Annotated in this window: 16 protein-coding genes; all 16 read right to left on the reverse strand. The window is 38.1% G+C overall.

Going from position 1 to position 22,160, the window contains the following annotated elements; genetic code table 11:
* Positions 1 to 9: 9 nt before the first annotated feature.
* The 16 genes from argC to MKX96_RS16260 all read right to left on the reverse strand — a co-directional run bounded on the left by argC (position 10) and on the right by MKX96_RS16260 (position 21,959).
* Positions 10 to 1,044 carry an N-acetyl-gamma-glutamyl-phosphate reductase gene (argC, locus tag MKX96_RS16185; protein ID WP_340885286.1) on the reverse strand — a complete coding sequence of 345 codons (1,035 nt, stop codon included), beginning with the start codon at positions 1,042 to 1,044 and terminating at the stop codon, positions 10 to 12.
* Between the two features lie 283 nt (positions 1,045 to 1,327).
* Complete coding sequence (locus tag MKX96_RS16190; RefSeq protein ID WP_340885288.1) at positions 1,328 to 2,008, reverse strand: DUF4956 domain-containing protein; 681 nt, start codon at positions 2,006 to 2,008, stop codon at positions 1,328 to 1,330.
* 107 nt (positions 2,009 to 2,115) lie between these two features.
* Entirely contained in the window at positions 2,116 to 2,823 is a 708-nt protein-coding gene (locus MKX96_RS16195) for a polyphosphate polymerase domain-containing protein (RefSeq protein ID WP_340885290.1), read from the reverse strand.
* Complete coding sequence (pelG, locus tag MKX96_RS16200) at positions 2,823 to 5,915, reverse strand: exopolysaccharide Pel transporter PelG (RefSeq protein WP_340885292.1); 3,093 nt, start codon at positions 5,913 to 5,915, stop codon at positions 2,823 to 2,825. The genes MKX96_RS16195 and pelG overlap by 1 nt, the downstream gene beginning before the upstream one ends.
* A complete protein-coding gene (gene pelF, locus MKX96_RS16205) occupies positions 5,903 to 7,333 on the reverse strand; it encodes a GT4 family glycosyltransferase PelF (RefSeq protein WP_340885294.1) in 1,431 nt (476 codons plus the stop codon). Before pelF ends, pelG begins: the two co-directional genes overlap by 13 nt.
* A 2-nt stretch (positions 7,334 to 7,335) precedes the next feature.
* Entirely contained in the window at positions 7,336 to 9,171 is a 1,836-nt protein-coding gene (locus MKX96_RS16210; RefSeq protein ID WP_340885296.1) for a DUF2194 domain-containing protein, read from the reverse strand.
* On the reverse strand, positions 9,146 to 10,063 hold the full coding sequence (locus MKX96_RS16215) for a hypothetical protein (protein WP_340885298.1): 918 nt from the start codon (positions 10,061 to 10,063) through the stop codon (positions 9,146 to 9,148). Before MKX96_RS16215 ends, MKX96_RS16210 begins: the two co-directional genes overlap by 26 nt.
* Position 10,064: 1 nt before the next feature.
* The gene (locus MKX96_RS16220; RefSeq protein WP_340885300.1) at positions 10,065 to 12,230 is read right to left on the reverse strand and encodes an NAD-dependent epimerase/dehydratase family protein; all 2,166 of its coding nucleotides are present in this window, start codon (positions 12,228 to 12,230) and stop codon (positions 10,065 to 10,067) included.
* A 304-nt stretch (positions 12,231 to 12,534) separates the two neighbouring features.
* Positions 12,535 to 13,833 (reverse strand): right-handed parallel beta-helix repeat-containing protein, encoded by a 1,299-nt coding sequence (locus MKX96_RS16225; RefSeq protein WP_340885304.1) that lies wholly within the window; start codon positions 13,831 to 13,833, stop codon positions 12,535 to 12,537.
* Positions 13,834 to 14,250: 417 nt separating this feature from the next.
* Positions 14,251 to 15,351, reverse strand: coding sequence for an anti-sigma factor domain-containing protein (locus tag MKX96_RS16230; protein WP_340885306.1), 1,101 nt, complete (start codon positions 15,349 to 15,351; stop codon positions 14,251 to 14,253).
* Positions 15,348 to 16,097, reverse strand: coding sequence for an RNA polymerase sigma-I factor (sigI, locus tag MKX96_RS16235; protein ID WP_340885309.1), 750 nt, complete (start codon positions 16,095 to 16,097; stop codon positions 15,348 to 15,350). Before sigI ends, MKX96_RS16230 begins: the two co-directional genes overlap by 4 nt.
* An 86-nt stretch (positions 16,098 to 16,183) precedes the next feature.
* Entirely contained in the window at positions 16,184 to 17,164 is a 981-nt protein-coding gene (locus tag MKX96_RS16240) for a hypothetical protein (protein WP_340885311.1), read from the reverse strand.
* A 211-nt stretch (positions 17,165 to 17,375) separates the two neighbouring features.
* A complete protein-coding gene (locus tag MKX96_RS16245; protein WP_169359498.1) occupies positions 17,376 to 18,293 on the reverse strand; it encodes a DMT family transporter in 918 nt (305 codons plus the stop codon).
* 340 nt (positions 18,294 to 18,633) lie between these two features.
* Complete coding sequence (locus tag MKX96_RS16250) at positions 18,634 to 19,893, reverse strand: hypothetical protein (protein WP_340885315.1); 1,260 nt, start codon at positions 19,891 to 19,893, stop codon at positions 18,634 to 18,636.
* Positions 19,890 to 20,567 (reverse strand): hypothetical protein, encoded by a 678-nt coding sequence (locus tag MKX96_RS16255; RefSeq protein WP_340885317.1) that lies wholly within the window; start codon positions 20,565 to 20,567, stop codon positions 19,890 to 19,892. Before MKX96_RS16255 ends, MKX96_RS16250 begins: the two co-directional genes overlap by 4 nt.
* A gap of 15 nt (positions 20,568 to 20,582) precedes the next feature.
* The gene (locus tag MKX96_RS16260; protein WP_340885319.1) at positions 20,583 to 21,959 is read right to left on the reverse strand and encodes a S41 family peptidase; all 1,377 of its coding nucleotides are present in this window, start codon (positions 21,957 to 21,959) and stop codon (positions 20,583 to 20,585) included.
* Between the last annotated feature and the right edge of the window lie 201 nt (positions 21,960 to 22,160).

Raw genomic sequence — 22,160 nt, forward strand, 5'->3', positions numbered from 1 at the left:
TTCCTCCTTTTAAATGAATAATGGAACGAGCGATAGTCCGGTCGTTTGGTTGAGATTGAATTGGACGTTCATGTTTTGAATAGCCTGCCCGGCTGCACCCTTGACTAGATTGTCGATGACCGAGACGATTGTTGCTCGGTTCGTGCGCGAGTCTACTTTTACGTGAATATCACAATAGTTAGATCCATACACTTGGTTTGTGCCGAATTTATTGGTTTCTTTTATGATTCGTACGAATGGATGGCCGGCATATGTCTCCTGTAGGGCGTTGACTAGGTCTGCCTCTGTGATGCCAGCGTTTACCGGTGCATAGCTTGTTGCGAGGATTCCTCTCGTCATCGGTACAAGGTGCGTAGTGAAGGTGATTGGTGCCGATTGGTTTGCGAACATTTGAATCGCCTGCTCGATTTCTGGGATATGCTGATGCCCGTGCAGCTTGTAGATCGCTGTATTTTCATTTGTCTCGCTGTAATGCGTCATCTGGCTCGGCTTGTTGCCTGCTCCAGAAATCCCGCTTTTTGCGTCAATGATGAGATGATTTGCGTCGATCAGATTTCCTTTGATAAGCGGTAGTAAAGAAAGCAGGACAGCTGTCGGATAGCATCCGGGGTTGGCGATAAGCTGTGCTTCTGCAATGGCTGGTGTATTCCATTCGGTTAATCCGTATACGCTTTGTTCTACTGCAGCAGCGGGAGCTGGAGATTTTTTATACCATTGCTCGTATGCAGCTAAATCCTTTAGACGAAAATCACCTGATAGATCGATCAGCTTCGGCTTTTTACCGATAAGCTGTGGTAACAGAGTTGAGGAGACCCCTGAGGGTGTACTCGTAAACAAAACATCGTACTCTGCTAATCTATCAGACTCAATTTCTAGAAGGGGCTGATCATGAATATTCATTAAATGTGAATATTTATCCGAAAAATGTATACCCTGTTCGGATGAAGAGAACAGATCAACGACTTCCACTTCAGGATGATTATGTAAGAAACGAACTAACTCAAGCCCACCGTACCCTGTTGCTCCAATAATACCTACCTTCATGCACTCACCTCTTACCATTTGTTAGCAATATTATAACTATGTATAAATATAAAGTCAATTGTATTTTTATTTGTTTTTAGTAGTTTTTATGGGTGAATTATTATATACATATTGTTACAGGTGCCTGGCACCAGTAACACCTTCGTTATTGAAAAAAGCCAATCTAGTTGGAGTGTTTCCACTTAGATTGGCTAGTTTGTACAGATAATAGGTTGTGGAGTTTTGTTACAGGTGCCAGGCACCTGTAACAAAACAAAACTCATAAAAAACAAGTCTGTACTAATTATTGTGCATAGTCTCCGGTGTAGTTGACTAAGGAGCATTCGATGACGCCTTCTATGTCCCCTATGGTTTTCATGAAGGCTGTGTTGTCGTCTTTTAGATTGATTTCTACTGTTTGTTCGGTGAAGTTATTGCGGACGGATTTGGATTTGAGTTTAGCTCCTAAGCTTTTTAGCTCTGCACGGATCTGATAGGTTGCGTCGTCTGTGTACCTAATGACTAGTAAATATGCTTGGTGCCTTACTTTCTTTTTGGAAAGCCATGCGATGGTGATACCAAATGCTAGGGAACCTATAATCGCTAATGGGTACATTTTTGCTCCTGTTGCAATTCCTGCAGCTATCGCCCAAAACATATAGACAATATCTAAAGGATCTTTTACGGCTGTTCTGAAACGGACTATGCTTAGTGCCCCTACCATTCCGAGCGATAGAATAATGTTAGTACTAATTGTCATGATAATTAGAGAGGTAATCATCGTCATTAAAACAAAAGAGACATTGTAGTTATAGCTATATACGACACCTCGAAAAAATTTCTTATATATCCAGTAGATGAACATGCCAATAACAAAAGAACAGGCTAGGCCTAGAAAAATATCAATATAGGAAACACTACGAAATGATTCGAGATGAAGAACGCTCTTTTTTATAACGTCTTGAAAATTTACAGTATCATTCATCATTCTACTCCTCGGCTACTTATTTTAATTGATATAAAATATTGCATTAGCCTGAGCAGAAAACAACCTGCTCGAGCTATGCTAGTGGAGATTATTCTTAATTTTTACTACTTAAAATGCAAAAAGTTTACTTCTCTACAAATGACATATTTGGATATAGCGGAGCGGACGAATCTTTCTGGCTGTACTAGCTGGCGGATGTTGTCCGGGAGAAAATGATCGAATTTCACTTCTAAAATGGTTTGCTCCGGGTGTAGAGGCTCCTCTAAAATGATATTAGGGTCAAATAGATCAACCGTGTTCACGCCTGCTGCAAGTCTTTTGTCGAATGTTATCCGCACATTTCCTGGCTCGTACACATATGCCTCACGAATATAATCTACGATGGCGTTTGCTCTAAATCCTCTGTATTTCAATGCCATATAAAAATCCTTTAACAGTGCATTGTCCTTATTGGCAAGTACGTCTACTTCGCCAGCTAGAATTGCCTCATATTCTCGTAGTGAAAGAGGTGCCGATTCTTTACATATGAAATCACCATACTTGCTCTTTCTTTCCAGGCTGATTTTTTCCTTGCTTTCGTTGTAAATTCTTATACGATACTTCTCTCTATTAAAAACTCCATTGTTTTTATCGTAGAGGGAGTGATTATGGATCCCATCAAAATATAAGCTCCGTATTCCATAACCATTAGGACTGATTGAATTTTTATCAAGTGAAAGAATCGATGATACCTTCTGTCGAAGGGCCAGATAATCGAATACGTTTAAATAGTACTTCATCTCATGTCGAAATCTCTTGTTTGCAATAGCCATTAGTCCACCTCGAATTCTCTAAACCCAAAATACTCATTTCCTTCTGGATCTATATACATTTCAAAAGAGCTCTGAACGTTCCCTTTTGAATCTGAAGCTGTTACCTCCCAAAAGTAAAGTCCATCTTCTGGTTTTTTCATTGTATAAAAGTTTTCACGAATATTATCTTTTACTTCTACAATTTCTGTAAAATTGGGGTCTTTTGCTACAGTAACTTTATAGAAGAGGTCATCCATTTGAAGGTCATATGATATTTGCCAGGAGAACAACAGCTCTGAGTTTGTCGTTTCTACTTCGTTCATAAAAAAGGGTTTTGGTTTCTGCAGGTCTTCTAAATATCTTTCCATAGACCTTTCTGGTGTTTCCCTTATCTTCATAAGTTCCTCTTCAAAGCTAGTATTTAGTTCAGGGAGAAATTTTATGTCCGGATCTCTGTATAAAAAAGGCTTTACTAAATCTGCATATTCATTTATTTGCTTTTCCACAGTTTTCTCATTAATAACCATCGAAAGTTCCTCCAACTTATCGGTAAGCTGTTGCACGTTCTTTTCTGTTCGGAAATAGCGATTATGCAAGGTTATTCCCCAAAAATTACTGATACCGGCCTGATAAGGTCTTATATAATTATTTTCTCTTTGAAACTCCCAGGCTCCGTCGTAATCCCATGGAAGTAGGTACCACTTCTCCGAGTTTAAAGGGGAATATAAATAGAAGTTGTTAGCATCGGTATCCATATTGTCCATTAAAATATTTACTGCGGTCCAGGTTAAAAAATTGTCCAAATCAAAGTGCTTCTCCATCGTTTCTTCTATCGGGATATTCGTATTATTCACGTCATTTAACATTTTAATTAATTTGTCATGCTCTTCTCTTCCTTTTATCTCCAATATTGTTTCAAACGCTTTTTTGTCATAGTCTGGGTCATTCTGTGACTTAATTTGTTGTGGATATTGCCCAAATTCAAAGAAATTAACTTTGTATAGCTGACCATTTGGATCTAGCCAATGGTTTTTTAAAAACATCTCATTTGGCTGTTCCACATGTGTATATAAGCCGTAGTCCTTGTATGTAGCATTTTTCCCTGCTGTTAGGTCCTTCACATATAGACGTACAAATTGGGTGCGAAGGCTAGTTAAATTGGGTATTTGTTCCATCAAATCAAAGCTCAATTTATTTCTTAAGCGACTCGGATCCAAAACATGCTTATTTAAATTGATAATACGCTGGTCTTGCCATAAACCAGCATTATCGTATAGTTTAATTTTATAGGATTTCTGAGCGGAGTATCTCGCTGTATTCCCTCTTAAACTGATATTTCCATTGGCCTCTGCTGTGCCGTGTCCGAACATTCCTTCCTTCGATCCTTCTCCGTCTTCTGTTCCTTCTGCAAAGATAATATCTAATTTTTCTTCACTGTACCGGTCCCTTATCCTATTTAAACTATACCAGTCCACTATATCTTCTTTCGACTTATCCTCCGGCAAAACGGTTATATACAGAGATTTAATAGAGTTATCTGTATCTCTTTCATACAGCCTCTTATCTTCTACTAGCTTTGGATTCTCTATGTTGGTCTGAGCTAATGTAGGAGTTTGTTCAACATTTACCTCTACTTGTTCACCCTCTGTAGCCGTGCAGCCTGCTAATATAATGGAAACACTCAGTAGCATCATTACAATACTTTTGGACACTTTAGGCTTTTTATTCTCTAAGGTTAAAGGCTGAGAGCAAAACGTGTAATAATAAAGATTAGAAAGAACATAGCGTAGCCTCAAAAGTCCGACCACAAGCGTCACAAACGCAGCGATAAATATCCCTAATCCATCTATCCCTAAGTTCAACGAGAAAAATGTGAGGATAGCATTGGAGAAGAACAATATAGCGCTGATCCATAATACACCCCTACGATCATCAAAATACATGAGCGCATGTATTACAATGAAGCCAATCATGTAAAAGAAATAGCTTAAGCATAAAAAGATAAACAAATCTAGCTGCTCCATAGAAAATCCTATCCTTGGAAGATAGATTAATCCTAGCGCAATAGACAACGCCGAAAATACAAGCTGTACCTCTACTACAAATCCAATTCTTAAATACAATACATCCTGCATCTCTTTTTTCGATAGATGGATACTTTTATAAGTCCCACCATCTATAATATTTTTATAAAAACTTAAGAATTTTTCATAAAAATCTGTTTCTACAATAACGACAAACATGATTAGGGAAGGTACCACCGTTAAATATGCATAAAATACAGGTAAATCATAAAAAGGCATTAATAGAAACTTATCCGCTATCAATATACGACTATCTGAAAAAATCCAATAAATAATATTATGAATATATACACTGGAATATAAGAAGATTCCACTGAAAAAAACAGCCGGGAACTTTTTAAAATAGGATAGAAAGTAAAAATAGTTATTCTCCTCATCTCTTGGAAACACCTGTTCAAAATGGTACATAGACATTCCTACTAAAATACCAAAGCCTATATCCATTCCGATTAATGCAGTGGTTGTTGTGTTGATCTCCGTGAAAACGAAAAGCAAATAACTAACGGCAATGGATGTGAGAATTGCAATAGTAAAGCTCCTAACAATTCGCTTATAATCCTTTAAGGCAGAGAGATATACACCCAGCACCCAAACAATGACCAGTTCTACAAAAAATAAATAGGCCGCTATTTTATATCCCAGACCTGCTGATACTCCGTAAAGGAATACAGCTGCAATAATTCCCCCTACCGGTAACATAATAATAAGCGCTCCATAAAAAGACGAAATTATATCACTTAGCTTCCGTTCATAGATTCTATCTGCTATGAATCTAGTTAACACCATAGAAAATCCAGATGTCACTAGAATTGAAAAGATAAAACAGTAGGTCATCGTAGAGATGAACAATTCATTGTCGAACGACTTACCACCGCTTTTCGTGATCATATTTTGCTGAATGAACACTAAAATAATACAAAGAATCATGGGTCCAATTGTAGTAAAGGAGGAATACCCATAGGCTTTAATATTTTGAACAATACCTTCCTCTTTAAATAGCTTTCTTAGCTCAAATCCTATGCCTGCCATGTAGCACTCCCTCCTACTGACAGATATAAATCTCGGTAGCCTGCGATAAAGCTGCTTCGCTTGTATTTGTTTTGAACTCGGTTAAAGCCATTCGCCCCCATTGTTTCTCTCAATCTCTTGTTCTTACAAAGCTGCAGAATATAGCTGGCTATTTCTTCATAATTCATCACTGATGCTATAAAGCCGGCTTGGCCGTAGGTGTCTCCCCTACCGCCTACTATTAATTCCTTGCAGCCTCCGACATTCGTTACAACGAATGGCTTTTTACTTGCTAATCCCTCTAAAATGGCTAGCGGCTGCCCCTCGCTTATGCTTGTTAATAGCATAATATCCATTTTCCCTAAATACTCTTTCACATCTACCATGCCCGTGAAGGTGATTCTTTTAATACCTGATGCACTCACCATTTGAAGACATTCCTTATAATAGATTTCATCCTCATCGGTAGGCCCTAGGATAAATAACTCCACATTAGATAGTTCCTTCTCAACTAGTCCAAAGCTTTGAATCATTGTCTTGATGTCTTTAATTGGCACTAAACGGACTATTGCCCCTATTCGGAGGACATTGTCATTTACTGCTGGCTGAAGATTACTATAGTTAGATATTTCTACTCCATTTGGGATAATCCGTATCTTTTCTTCCGGACATCCTAGCTCCACTTCTATTTCCTTGTTGCGATCGAATAATGTAATGACCTGGTCAGACGCCTCGTAAATGGAGTTAGATAATGTATAAAAATGATTAATCCATAAATCCTTGAAGTATCCCTTTACCCAATCTGCTTTAATAATTTCTTCTTCTCTTTCTCGCGAATAAATGCCGTGCTCTGTAAGCAAGAGAGGCTTTTGGTAAGTATGCTTCGCTAACGTACCAATGACTCCTGCGTAGCCTGTTGATACTGCATGATATAAGTCCGCCTCTGGAATGTCATGACGAATAGTTAAAAACAATGGCAGGATCATGGATCTCACAGTCCAAAATAACTCGGTAAAAGGAACACGACTATACTGGTCCTCTGCTAAAAATTCAATTAAATCGAAGTAGTCCTTACTGGAAAGAAACTGCCCGACGTTCTCAAATTTTTTACTACTGAGCAAATCAAATAATTTACCCCAATTCAAATCTTTGCTTCCACTAATAAGAGAAACTAAATTATTCTTTTCTTCCATCGAAAGCTTGTAGCTTTTCCCCCATTTTTTATCCTCATACACATACTCGTCTAAAAAAACTTCTTTGACCTCTATTAAATTAGGAGGGAGAGTGTATTTATATTTCCCTTTTTGTTTCATCTCTGCTCCAATGGCATAAATGATAAATTCATGCTCCTGCATCTCTGTGATGAGACTATGAATCCAGCTAGATACCCCTCCATTTACATAAGGATATGACCCTTCGGCTATCAGACATATTCTCATGTTTAAGCTCCCTCCAGTTCTATTTTGAAATTAGCAGCTTTAGCTGTAACTAAATATGTGTGTTCGTCAATTTCTGAAACGGTGCAGTTAGTTAAGCTCCCTATTTCACTTGTCGTCCTGAATACGTAAAAGGTTTCGGAACGGTAATTGGAGACATGGCCTTCTATACTAGAATTACTTTGACTCCAAGTAACATTAGAGTAAATACTCTTCGCCATATCTAACGCCGCCTCTGTTGCAGGCAAGGCTCTAATCCATGGATAGGTTTGCTGAACCCGACTCATGTACTCCTTAAAAAGCTCATAGTTTTGTTCCCACCCCATATTGTTACTACGATCCTCGCTAATCACATCATCTGGATGAACAAAGTGAGAAAACACCCCTACTCCTGTCATTGTATTTGCTTCTGCCCACCGATCATAAATCTTTTCGAAATAACCAGAGGTTGCTCGTGGCATCTCAATTATTCCATCTTCTGCTATCTCAAATTCTTGTACATATGCTACTCCTTCCCCATCCTGTGGATATAAGGAAGAGATAACCGTTAAGTCTTTCCAACCAACCTTCAGAGCCTCTCTCCCTTCAGGGGAAAGTGTATTGGAGGGAGGGACATAGGAGGTAACTGTATATTCGGGAAAAGCAGTTTTAGTATAGGTAACAAGCTCCTGTATGGATTTAATCATGTCTGATTTCTTTTTCCATTCCTTATATCCGTATATTTTAGAAATATCTTTATCCATCACTAAAGATTGATGATTATAGCCATGAAACCCTAATTCTCCTCCACCGTCTAACAGCTCCCGTCCATAGGATATTAAATAATGTGTGTCCTTATCATCTATATTGTCAAACGGAGGTTCTACTCGATCGTTGTAGGTTTCAATAATCGCCCCGGTATATTTGAGGTTATAATCTCTTGCTGTCTTCAACATATCAGGCCACCATATTTCCTGATAAAAAGTAGGAATGTCGGTTTTATATTCATCATAGATAACATCGGTGGTTCCTCTAACAATTGGGGCTGGAAAGTCATCGATAAAAAATACTTTAAGATTAAAAATAGGATAAATAAAATCAGGTTCCAGCAAGCTCAATGCCCCAACAAAAAATCCACGATTTATCTTTTCCTGAAGCAGGGTTCCGTTAAAACTCATAAATGCCCCTTCACCATAATTCGTCCTCCAGAGCAACGGAACATCCTCATAGCTTTTAGCTAACAGTTCTGCTTCATCATCCAGCGATATGCTCAAAGAGGTATTAGAAATGAAACCATCATTTATAGTAAGATTCTTCTCTCCTATCAACACATTTGAGGTTAGCTTAATACCCTTTGTGTTTGTATAATTAGCAAAAGAGGCAACACCAAATTTCCGATATAAAATTTTGTAATTGTTATCTGGCTCTAGAACTGACATGAAAAGAATATAGCCACCCTTCTCAACATACTCCTCTACTTCTTCTACACTACCTAAATGTCGTATTTTATCAGTTGCCAAAATTACTACATCACAATTCGTTAATTCTTCTGGTTTATCATCTACACTTACTACTACTGTTTTCTTTTTCATATATTCCAGAGATCGAACTGCATTGTCCTTTAATTTATTGCTATAATTATCAGCTGCATCATATATAACACAATAAGTATTTCCACTATATGCAGGCCGTTGTTGGGCAGACCTGTTCTTCAATATCTCTTCTTTTTCCTTTATAAGAGTTTGATTCTGTTGAAATTGTAAGATGAACTTGGAATGTGCGAATTGGAGCATTAAACCAAATAGTAAAACTACCAAGAAAATGGCATATATTTTTTTAGAGAAGTTTTGTTCTGGTTTCATATTCAAATCCTTCCGACCAATACCTGACAATGGTGAGTCCCCTATTTGAAAATGGGATAGTCGTGTTTTTTAAACGAACTAAGGTTTCCTGCAATTTCCTTGTAGATTTTGTCGTGTAATATAATTCAATGAGACAAATATAAGGCTCTTCAGATGTTGAGAATTTTTTTAAATAATCTTTACATGTTTTTTCTGCAGCGCTATATTCCTGCATCTGTAGCTCTGCTTTAAATTTTTCCTTGTATATTTGTTCATTTGCAACATGATTAAGAATTAGTTGGTCTAACACCTCAATATATAAATACTTATATTTTCCTAGTGTCAGATCATCCAAAAATCCAGTATTCATATATGCTTTAATCGCCTTTTTATAGAATGTGCTAGTGAGGAAGTCCTGCTTATTACTGTTATAAATCTCTGCCAACTCAAAAATAGAGATAGATAGCTTTCGTTTGACTTCCATCACAGCGGTAACCGCATAATGAGAGGTTTCTGTATCCTCATTCAGCACTGCGGTTTTAATAACTTCTATATGCTCCAGGGGGTCTTCTTTTAAAACATTGATCATCACTTTCCTTCTAGCTGCATAATCACTTATTACTAAGGCGTCTTCGATTGGGACAATATCTAATATCTTTTCTCTATCTATTATTTCTTGAAAAGATGATATGTTTAAGGCAATATCCTCGTTTAGATTATCGATATAATCACTGAATTCTGTTCCCTTATTCTCTATCGCTCTTTTAGGCCATTGAATTGGCAATAGCCAACCTATAATAGGAAGGAAGCTAACAAGAGTTAGTTTTAACAACCATTCCTTCCTATTTTTCTTAGTGAGAAAAAAGAGAGCTATTGCTGACAAAATAACGTAAACCAAATATGTGTAAATCATATTAAAGCTCTCCCTCAACTAACTTCCATACAATTCCTTTTTCACTCAACCTTGATAATACATGCTGACCTGCTTGCTTAGTCGTGTTAGAAAGCAGAACGAATAAACCATGGTCCTTGCTTGCCCCTATATAGTCTGTTTCCTCTATTTCTTTTGATATTTCATTTGCATATGAAATGAAGGATTCCTCATCAGCAAGCACTTCTAGAAGGAGATAAGGAACTTGATATTTTGAAAAGGCTACTTTTTTAGCTTTTAAAATTTCTTCAAAAATATGTTCTATTAATACAGAGGTTTGCGAAACAAAACGATCATCCTCTGTAAGCTCTTGAAAACGCTTTGCCTTTATTAATGCAGTTTCAATTATTTCTGTCACAATTTTAAAGAGGTTTTCATGATAAAGAGAAATATGCTCAAAGTCTATTCCATCAATTGTAATAAGTGCTAGTTTTTCTTCTCCATCTGAAAGGCACGCAGCCATTAAGGGAGTTTGCGGAAGGAGTTTTTTATTTACAAAGATATTTTGCTTACCTATTACTTGCTGCACATAGTCTTCCTCATGCACATTTAGGGTCGTTGGTAGTTCAAAAGAATTTAAATGAGTAACTAATCTTAAGGAGGATTTATCATTTGAAAACTTATAGATAGACACTGACTTAGCTTTCAACATTTTTTGTAGCACACTAATACTATTGACATATATTTTTTCTGAATCCAATGTATCAAGCTCTTTCAGGAGATAATGCATTTTTCCGAGGCCGTCTCCTGTGTTCAATATACGTAGCTGTAATTCCTTTTTTACCTCTCTCAACTCAGTGTGCATGTCATTTAAAAAGGAATAGCGAGATTCCTGATCGTCCAAAAGACTTTTTTGTTTTTTTATTAAATTATTCTTTCGTTCAATTGAATAGCCTACTATTAGTCCCATGGATAAAAAGAGTGCTACTTGGAAGAGGAAAGAGGTATCGTAGGTTAAAGAAATTATCTCCCTTCCTTCTAATAATTTTTCAAAGATAAGGAGACCGATAGAGAGGCACACAGCTATAATAGACTGCCTGTTCCCATAAATAACGCCGATGATCATAATATAAAACAGGGAAAAGTCTGCTATATTCAAAACACTGACCTGATTAGTAAGAGTTAACCACGCGATTAAAAAGAATACTAATCCATTTTCTATATATGGTTGGAACTTTTTGTAAAAACCACTAAATTTCTTAGGGGATAAGCTTGCATTTTCTGTTTTCTGCTTTATTTTTTTATCTTCCATCCACTCATATGTCTGTTCTAATCCCCGTCTCATGCTATACATAGGACTCCAGTCTAAAGCGTTCACTAGCTTTTCATTACATAACGATGAACGATAAATGTCGCCATCCTTTGCTGATCCATAGGTGACTTCCATTTCCCCATGAAGCTCCTTCATCAAATCTACCAGCTCATTTATACTAATTTCACTATTTGTAGATAAATTATAGATTCCATTTAAATGGGAGTTAGCTACTCGATAAATCGCATCTGCCACATCTCCAACATAGATGAAATCTCTTGTTTGTTCACCATCACCAAATATTTCTAAATTTTCTCCCTCTAATGCTCTATCTAAGAAAATAGAGATTACCCCACCTTCCCCTTTGTCGCTTTGGCGGGGACCATACACATTAGAAAATCGCAAGACTACACTTTCATAGCTATAAAGTTCTCGCCATTTTTCACAATATGATTCTCCTAGCCATTTACTTATTCCATAAGGTGAGATAGGATTGCATAAATCACTTTCTTGCAGTGGTATCTGCTCGTTCATTCCATATACAGCAGCTGAGGATGCAAATATAAATTTGCCCGCATGATATTTTTGAGATAAAGATAAAATATTGACTAATCCTACAGCGTTAATCTCAGTGTCTCGCTTTGGATTGATAAGCGATTTTGATACACTGACCTGTGCAGCCAAATGAACGACCACATCGAAATGATAGGCACGGAAGATTTCTTCGCATTTTGAGTCCTCCACCGAAAGAATATAACCCTTATGCTTGAATGTTATATTCTCTTTTTGACCTGTAGATAAATCATCCAGTATAAAAACATCATAGCCTTCTTTAAAATATCGATCTGCTACATGAGAACCAATAAAACCATATCCACCTGTTATTAAAACTCTCAACTAGATGACATTCCCCTTTATCCATTTTTAGAAAAGATTTTCCGCCAGGATTAACTATACAATTCTTGTTTAGGACAATTTCATCATTCCTGTCTTCCCAAAATTCGCGAAGAGAACAGTGATATCTCTAATTTTCAAAAGAGAATATTAACTGATTTCCGTTCATATCGCTACACTTCTCGCACCGTATGATATTTCTTCTGTCTCGCACATCTCACTCGATTCACTAACCGTTGCTACAATCAAATTAGATAAAGTCCGTCCCGTGTTTAACCCGGGTGATACTAGTTATTAAATATACTTACTAACGTAAGTTGTTAAAGAAATCTTTAACTCTAGTAAAGAATGAAGGTTTTTCTTCAAATGAATAAATAGTGTTGTTCATATATACGTTATCTATCGCATTTTCACTATTATGCTGAATAAATTCGTCCTTTTCCTTGCTATAAATCATATTATTTAAAATTTGATTTTCCTTAGTGTTCCATTGCATTACTATTTCTCCATAGCCTTCCTTTGATTGATCATTAAAGAGAAGAATATTGTTGGCTATTTTGTTGCCAATTGCACCTCCATTCGTTTGCTCCGCTCCTCCTGTTATAATGCCAGCCCCTTTATTGGAGTGAATTATATTACTAATCACATCTATTGTACTTGTAGCCTTTTTTCCATTTTCACTTGCTAGCTCGATTCCAAAATCATTTTGAGATACGATGTTATTTTCTATGGTGAGTTGAGTAGAACCATCTGCATAAATTCCTGCTGCAGAATACTCCTTGTAAGCGACATTTCTTTTTGAACTATTTTGAAAGACTGTGTTGTTAGAAATTGTCCCATTTCTTGCTTGATCTATACACCCGGCCACTTCACATGCCTTATAATGTCCAGCAATATCTATTCCAATATTGTTGTTATGATGGACTTTATTATGAGTAATGGAAAATTCCTTTACATTTCCACTAAGCGTGAGTGCCTCACTGTTTCCCAGTTTAAGATGATGAATTTCATTGTTGTTAATAGTGATGTTGCTCATTGCATGAGGGCTATTTCCGTAAAACAATATCCCATGTGCATTTCCTTTTTTAGAGTTATTTTCAATATGGTGAATATTATTGTTGGAAAGTGTGATATGGTTACTTCCACCTTTCACAAGTATTCCAGCAGGATAAAGATCAGCGTCCCTCGTTTTTAAATTTCTTAATTCGAACCCTTCTATTCGTATGTAACTTGCATCTTCTATAAAAAAGAAGGCTCTATTAGCTGATGATAATTTAATTTTTTTCCCATCGAGGATAGGAACCTCTCCTGCAAAAGCTTGAAAGGTAATGTCACCATCTGCTTTAGATCCAGACTTCGTTATACGTACAAATTCAGAGTAAATGCCTCCTCGAACAAACACGGTATCACCGGATTCCATATTATTTGCAGCATGCTGGATTGTCTTCCATGGCTTCTCTTTCGTGCCCAAATGATTATTGTTACCTTTTTGTGATACATAATAAATTTTTCCCTCTAAGCCTTCTGCAATAGCTGATGAAGTAAATAAAAAAAAGAGTATGTATAACACACCCAAAACAAAGATATATTTCCTAGCTACATTCATGTGATAAACCTCCTAGGCTAATAATCATTGTATGAAATCCAAAATCAATTATTCCAAGCTCCACTAAATATTTTTATGCCAATAAAAAAAGTTTCCTTTTTAATGAGCAACCCCTTTCCTTAGATGAAGAAAATCATTATGAAAGAGATGAGCTAATTAGTATGCAGAATAAAAAGCACAAGAACGTTGTTTTAACAACATTCTTGCGCTTCATATTTGCTATGAATAAATGAAAATATCTGTTAGAGGACTGTTTATCGAGTTTGCGACCGATTATTGGGGTTGACCGACCGATTATTTGAGAAAACCGTCCGATTATTTCGCTGAACCGACCGATTATTTGAGAAAACCGTCCGATTCTCTCATCATAGAACAAAAAATGCTTTGCCCCTCAGGGACAAAGCATTTATTAGGAGCTTAGGGCTTATTGTTATGACCCTTATCATTATGGTTTTTACCATGATTGTTTTTGCCGTGATTATCCTTATTTCGTTCTTTGTTACTCGTATTTTTCGATTTATCGTACCCGTTGTTAATATCTTTACCTCTAGGACCAGTATTATTAGACTGTTTATGTTTTTCATCCTTGTCATTACGGTCATTTGGATGTTTCGGCTCATCTTTTGACTGCTTAGGGTTCGGTTTGTTTTCGGGATTATGAGTTTTATTTTTTGGTTCATTTTCATGTTTGTTTTGGTGTTCCTTTTTCTCCGGCTTCTGGGTGTCAGCTGGAGATGGAACGACTGGTCGTTGCTTTTCTACACTGTTTTTTTGTTGCTTATCTTCACTGGATTTTTTTTGTTGATCTACACTGGTTTTTTGTTTTTGATTTTCACTGGAATTATTTTGTTGATCTACACTGGTTTTATTTTCTTTAACTGGTTGTTGTTCTTTTTGCTTGTACTTTTGAATCGATGTGTTTTTTTCGTTTGCTTTGTCACGTTCTTCTGCAGAGCTTTCTGTGACATTAATCTGGTGCTCTGGTTGTACTGATTTTACTTCGTTCACCGCTTTGTCTACTTGAGCTTTCACGTGTTGATTGTTTTCATTCTCATAAACGGTTGTGATTACTAGTTCATCCTGAGCTGCTCCTACCTGCTTTACTGCGTGGACTAAGACAGCAGCAAGCGCTAGGTTCTCCCAATTATCTAAGTTTACGGGAGTGTCGTCATCGAGAGAACGGAGCGATATAACCTGCCCATCCTCATCTACACCGATTTCAACAGCATGCTCACCTTCTAATTGTAAATAGGCATACGCTTTCGTTTGCTGAGGAATCAAAGAAGCGACGCAGAATATGAGAACTATTGCCGCGACAAGTATTGGTGCTAGAACTTTCGGTTTTATTTTTGTCAGTAAAAATGGATTACCTGCTTCTAGCAATTGAAACTCTGCTTCGTCACCAATCATTGGGTCATCAGCCAATGGGGTGCCGCGCAAAAATTCGCCCTCACTTGTAAGAAAAACATAGTAAGTGTCTTTCTTCTCACAGACAACGCCTCTATACGTGCGCATCATATGATTTCTCCTTTCACATAATCTTTTATATAAACGAAGTCACTGTTCAAAAGCAGCACTACGGCAATCATATACTTGCGATGCCGTTCCAACGTTTTGCGTGATACATCAACCAGTGCTTCGATATTCTTGAGCGGAAGTCTTTTATGCTGGATAAAGGAATCATAAAGCTCCTCGGATTCGGAAATAATTTGCGCAACTAAGAATGCTGTCTTCCGTGTATCCTTGTGCTTCGGTGCTGAAGCGGTCAATTCATCAAATGATAAATTATACTCTGCTAGCAGCTCCCCATAACGGATCAGTTCCTCTCTCCTGGCTTCCGCTCGCTGTTCTTCTGTATATGATTCAATGGATTGCTCGTTCCATATATAATGCTGCTCGTCTATTCTATCCTCGGTAGCTCCCGTTTGGAGTAGAAGCACCTTTTCCTTGCGGGTAGCTTCCTTTCGAATAAAATCAACAAGTCGTCTTTTTATAATAAGATGTGCAAGTGTTTGTAAGGATGCATTTTCTTCAGGATTGAATGCAAGGACCGCTTCATGAAATCCATTAAGCGCGATACTATACTCTTCATCCTGTTCATCGATCGACCGCTTGCAAATGTAAGCTGCAGTTTTCTTTATAAAGGAGGTATTGGCTAAGAGAAGGTCATTGATTGCCTCCTCATCGCTAGCAATTGTCCTTAATTCTAGCTTTCTTTTATTCTGTTTTGATTTGAAGAGGCCATGAATTATGGACAAAAGCATATATACCCTCCGTTCCCATTAGTTCCGTATAAACTTGTATTGTATCTGTCTATCCGGGAAATGAAAAGCGGTAATCTGAAATATGATCAATTTCTATCATTTTTTCCTTGCCCATGATGACCATGTTTGTGGTCATGTTTGTTATGTTGATCTTTATGTTTTTCATGCTTATCATGTTTTGGTTGTTGATTGTGCTTTGGTCCCTTGTTATGACGGTTTTCATCTTTACCATTAGGATGCTTTGGTTTCTGTTCAGCTTTCTTTTGTTCGTGAGCTGCTTTTTTTGCAGCCAATTCAGCGGCTTTCGCTTTTTTCGCCGCTTCTATTTCAGCTTGCTTTGCAGCTTTTGCTGCTTCGCGTTCTGCTTTTTCTTGTGCTCTTTTTGCTTCAGCCGCTGCTTTTGCTGCTTCCTTAGCTGCTTTTTCTTCAGCCTTTTTCTTTTCTAGCTCTGCTTTTTTCTTATCTCTGTCTGCTTTGTCTTTGTCTTTGTCTTTAATAGGAGGAACAATGACTGGTGGCGTATTTTCTTTAGGTTCCTCTTGTTTAGCTAAATAATTTTGCAGCTCCGTAACTACAGTTTTTACCTGAGCGATAATTGCTGCTTTTTTGTCTGCATTAGGCGCTTGCTGATAGTCTTTGAATAACACGATTAATCGATCGATTGCAGCCGTAAGCTCTGGAGCTTTCTTTTGGTAGATATCTTTTTGAGTCGTTTCATACTCTGCAATAACTCGATTAATCACGTTCAAGATTGCTGCTTTTGCGTCATCATTACTAGCAGTTTCATATGCCTTCACCAATCCAACTAGCTTTTCGGTTGCCAATTCCACGGGAAGATCCTTGTTTGTAGTCGTTTGTGCTGTTGCTGCAGTCGTTGATGTTGCTGCAACCGCTTGAGTCGGCGTTACCTGTGCTGTCTCAGAAGCTGACGATGTTTCCTGTGTGTTTTTCTTTACGTCATTAATGTTTACGGTGTCGTAATTACTGTTTGCCCAAGCATAGCCTGCGCCTGATACTGTCAAAGTTGCCACTAATAGAGCAGCACCAGTCTTCTTCCAATTCTGCATATAATCACCTCGAATAATATTTTGCCCAATCTTTATCGGACACCTAGTTATTCGAAAGCTGAACCATTTTTGTGGGGGTCGTTTTAAAATTTTTTTATTTTTATTTTTTTATTATTACAGGTGCCTGGCACTTGTCATCATGTTTCAAACACATTACGGGTGCCAGGCACCTGTAATACTCACGCAACAATGAAAAAGCAGCTACCGAATATTAGGCAGCTGCTTTTTTCTTTTTATGCTTTTTCCATAGATCCTCTGCTGCTCCTGAGCCGAGTATTACCCCGGCTATGATGAAGATTAGGCTGGCCAGATGATTCCACCCTAGCACCTCGTTTAAGAAAATGGCAGAGAATACTAATGAGAAAATAGTGTTTAGATTCATGAATATCGCTGATTTAGTTGCACCCGCTTGACCTATCGAGTAGTTGTATAGCATGTGACCAACTGCTGTGCCTAGGATCGCAGAGGCAAAGAAAATCAACCAGAATACTGGATCTACTTCTGTAAATTGAACAATTGCTCCTGGCTCCTGTATAAAGCTGATAATCATTAATATAAATGAGCCGATTACAAGCATATATGCTGTCAGCAGTCTTGGATCCAATGTTCTTGCAGCCTTACTTATCACCATATAGCTCATGACCTGTGCAAGTATAGCAAGGAATACAAAGAAGTCTCCGATGGCAGAGCCCCCTAAGTCACCACCGCCTACTACAGAAAGGCTTACCCCAATTATCCCTAATACCAGACCTAGCCATTGAATCAAAGAAGGAAAATACCTTAGGATAAATGCTCCTGCTATCGCTGTAAGCATTGGCCCTGTCCCTAGGATCAGTGCTCCGTGTGTTCCACTTGTAACCGAGAGCCCAATATTCAGGAAATAGTGATGGATTACTACGTTAGTCAAAGACCCTATCGCAATATATTTCCATTCCTGCTTCGAAGGCTTTCGAATCATTTTCATTTTCCATAAAATAAGAAAAACTGTAACACCAGCTGTAAAAATACGGAAGGCGGTCAGGGTTACTGGGGATACCTCTGCGATCAAATATTTAAGCATCGGAAGATTAGCGCCCCATATTAACATAACGAGTACGAGTATACCGTAAATTTTCCACTGGTTGTTCATATAGTTATTCGCCTTACTTTCAATTTAGATTAATCTTTAGTATAGCGAAGTAATATTAATATGTTAAGTATTAGTAATCGTTTTTGATAGATTAAGATAGCAATCAAACCCAAGCATCGGTCGGACGAGAAAAATTTACGACAATTCGAGGGTAGTTTCCTACAATCCATCGCTACTTTACGACAATCAAGCCATCAATTACTACAATCACCCAATAAATTATTACAGGTGCCAGGCACTTGTAATAATCCCGCAACGGGTCAACCACTTTTAATCAAAAAAAGAGGATGTATGCCCACCTAGTGAACATACATCCTCTTTCTAGTTTAATAGAATACCATTATTTATACGTCAGATATTTAACGTAATCCTTCCAGCTAACTGCCTTGATGCTCGTCCATGACGGTGTCTCCAACGGGAACGGTAGGAAGGCTGGGGCCATCTCTGCTTTTGGTTTATCGTCTAGGACGATCATGCCATTTTCAAGTCCTGTTGATACGACAGCATGCTTGTTTAATTGGAATGGAGTATTTACTGCAGTTCGTGTAATCTTCCCTTCAGGAGTTAACACGTAAAGCTCGGCTTGTTCCTTTGACGGGTTTAAAAGCCATTCTCTTTTTATCGTTACTGCGTTCTCTGCTTGCTGTGTCGTGATTGCAGAGTTCATGTTTGCGGCAAACGGTAACTGTTCTGGCTGCTCGTTTAGTTGGATCATTACCTCGTAAAGTGGCTCCTCTGATTGCGCGTCATATTGTTTATATGCCGAAAGCCAAGGAGAGCCATTTGCAGGTACTTGTGTGATTGCAGCAATCGTTCCCTCTGCCATGGACTCGCTATGTGAGGAATAATTTCGCACTAGCATTCCTGCTTCTAGCTTATGCCATTCTTTCTCAGGCACGAAGGTAAGCAAGGATTTCTCCACGGAGTATATTTCTATAAAGTATTTGCCGTCTTTATTCTCAATCGACCCAACGGTTCCTGCGATTGGGCTAAGCAGTGACATTGCGCCTGGCTCCTGGTTTAGCTGAGCTTCCATGATTTGTAGCTGACGGTCTATCTCCGCAAGCTTTTGCTTTGCTGCTCCGATAGCCTGTGAATAGCTTCCGTCTTGGGAAAGCTGAACATCCACCTGGACATTGACATCTGTTACCTCATCGTTCGTATTACTAGTAGCTGTGTCTGTATCCGTGTAAGACCCTTCTGTATTCGATTTTTCATATTCTAGGTCACTTATAATTTGATTTAACTGCATTTGTTCCTGTCTATAGGCCTGTACCTCGGTTTCCCATATGCCTCGTTGCTCTTCAGCAAAATCTGGCTTTAGCTGGGCCAGTTCGGTATCAGCACCTATTTCTTCACCTTCTGAGACCGCTAAATTACTTACTCGTTCCACATCGACAGTCACCATCACTGCATCCGTTGGGACTACAACCGATTCTTTTTCTAGCTCCTTGGAATATGTATTCGTTTGAACAGTTTCATGATCCTTTAAGTAGTACGTTCTCGCAATCTCACTATTTTCCTCGAACAGCAGAATTGCGTTTGCTGCTATAAACGTAGAAACAATAATAGAAACTCCTATTACTAACCATTTATTCATACGGCTTGCCCCCCTTCAATCCATGTTTCAATAGGAAGAACTTCAAAGCCTGCCACAAGTAATGCCAATACTATAGGAATTGCTATTAAGATAATGATTAGATTTCGAGTAGACAATTCTGTGTAGTTACGCAGGAACTGAAACTGAATCGCAATGATTAAGCCAGTAATTAGACTTAATTCATTAAAGAAGTAAACAAAAAAATCATTATCTAAAAACACCGCTGCTAGTGGTCCAAACGATAGTACTGAAAAGTCTGTTGTATAACCAACGATTGCGTATAAAACAAAGACAAATGCCTTTTCCAATAAAAGAAGTCCGACTACAAATAGTTGCAGCACTGCAACTTTAGATAAGTCTACGTTCGTTAGCTTATGAAGCACGTAAGAAATGAGGAAAAAATAAAATGCCATGTAGACAAGCGACCAAAGAATAGCTCCTATTAAGGAGACAATTCTAGCAATAAAATAGGTTTCTCCAAATCCCTTTGCAAATAAAGTCGTAAGTCCTTCTGTGTGCATCCCCCAGATATCGCGAAGTGCAAAAAGAAGCACGCCTAACAAAGCGACCATCCATACACGTCCCTTAAAATCGCGCAATGTCGCATCCTTTAATGAATTCGCCAAGTCTTGCTGATGGAAAAGATATTTCCAAAATCTAAATTCAAAAAACACCAAGTGTTCCCCCTCTTATTGTTGAACAGTTACCTCGACGTAAGCACCTTGTTCCATCTGAATGTCTTTCGAAGATTGGAAGGTAGGGTGGATCAGTAGTAAGTAGGCTGCTCCTTTTTCTAGTTTTGTCGGTATTGCTTTAATTTGATTGGTAGATTTTTGTTCTACTTTCAAAGGGATTTTCTTGGCATCACCTAATGCGATCAATTCGATTCCCTCTTTTTTATTCAGCTGAACAGCTTCTGAAAATGTAACCGTGAATTGTTTTGTCTGCGCTACATTTTCTAGTTTAGATAATCTTTTATAAGATGGATAGCTTTCTAAAATCGTATCTAAATGGGCCTTCTCAAGCTCCATTCCCTCTTTGGTCACCACCTGTGGCTGTACCCCTGTTTTATTCACAACGGTGCCTTTAGGACCTGCAAATTCGGCCACCGTCAGTTTTAGGTAAGACCCATCCGACAATGGATAAAACGACTGCATGGAGCCCTTCCCATAAGTTCGTTGTCCGTAAAGAGTAGCTGATTTGTGATCTAATAGTGCAGCCGCAGTCATTTCAGATGCACTCGCACTATAGCCATTAATCAGTACCTTTGTATTAGTAGGAAATAAATCCTTTTGCGGTATCGATTTTACTAAACCTACCTGATTTTTCAGCATTAGCATATACGCATGAGGACTATTTGGAAATAAACCAATTAGCTCCTCCGCAGTGTTTACGTAGCCCCCGCCATTATTGCGCAGGTCTAAAATATAAGAGGTTGCACCTTTCTTTGCAAGTCGCTCCTTTCCTGCAATGACTAAGGAAGCGCCATCCTCTGAAAAGGAGTTGATGCTTATATAGCCAACGTTTCCATATAACATTTCAGTAGAAACAACTGGAACCTGAAAGCTTTTTCTTGTTAATATGTATGACTGTTTTTGTCCTGTAATCTTTAGCACTTCTATGTTAACCTTTGTACCGGCTTTTCCTGTGATTAGTGAGGAAGCCTGCTGCACAGACATGCGCTCTGTAGAATTCCCATCCACAGAAAGAATAATGTCTCCCGGCTCGATGCCAGCCTCCTTTGCTGGAGCACCGTCAAACGTGCTCACTATTTGGATGCCTTTTTCATGTTCTTCAATTGAGATCCCGATACCAGTGGGTTTATTGTTTATCGAATCTGTGTATCTTTCAAACTCTTCCTTTGTAAAGTAGGTAGAGTAAGGATCTAACTGCCCCACTATGGACTCTATGGAATCCAGTTCTGTTATGTTAGACTGGAGCTCTCCTTTGTAATATTCCTTGACCAGTTGCCTGACTTCATCAATTGGAGCTGCCCATGTGTACATGGGTGCAAGTAATAATGTTAATAGGAATACAAATGTAGTTAATCCCGAGACCTTCCTCATACCTTTTTCCCTCTTTCTATAATCTATAAACCTATCTTAACGTAAATAATTGTGAATGGCTAAAATTTCTTGTATATATTTGGTTACAAAGCTTCTATTTTAGAACAAAGTAGACAGCAAAATAAGAAAAGCGCAGGCACCTATCTCTGCCCCGACAGGAAAATGGGAAAATGCGAGGAGGCAATTCCTCAGCCACCGCAA

The organism is Psychrobacillus sp. FSL W7-1493, assembly GCF_038004905.1.
Lineage (GTDB): Bacteria > Bacillota > Bacilli > Bacillales_A > Planococcaceae > Psychrobacillus.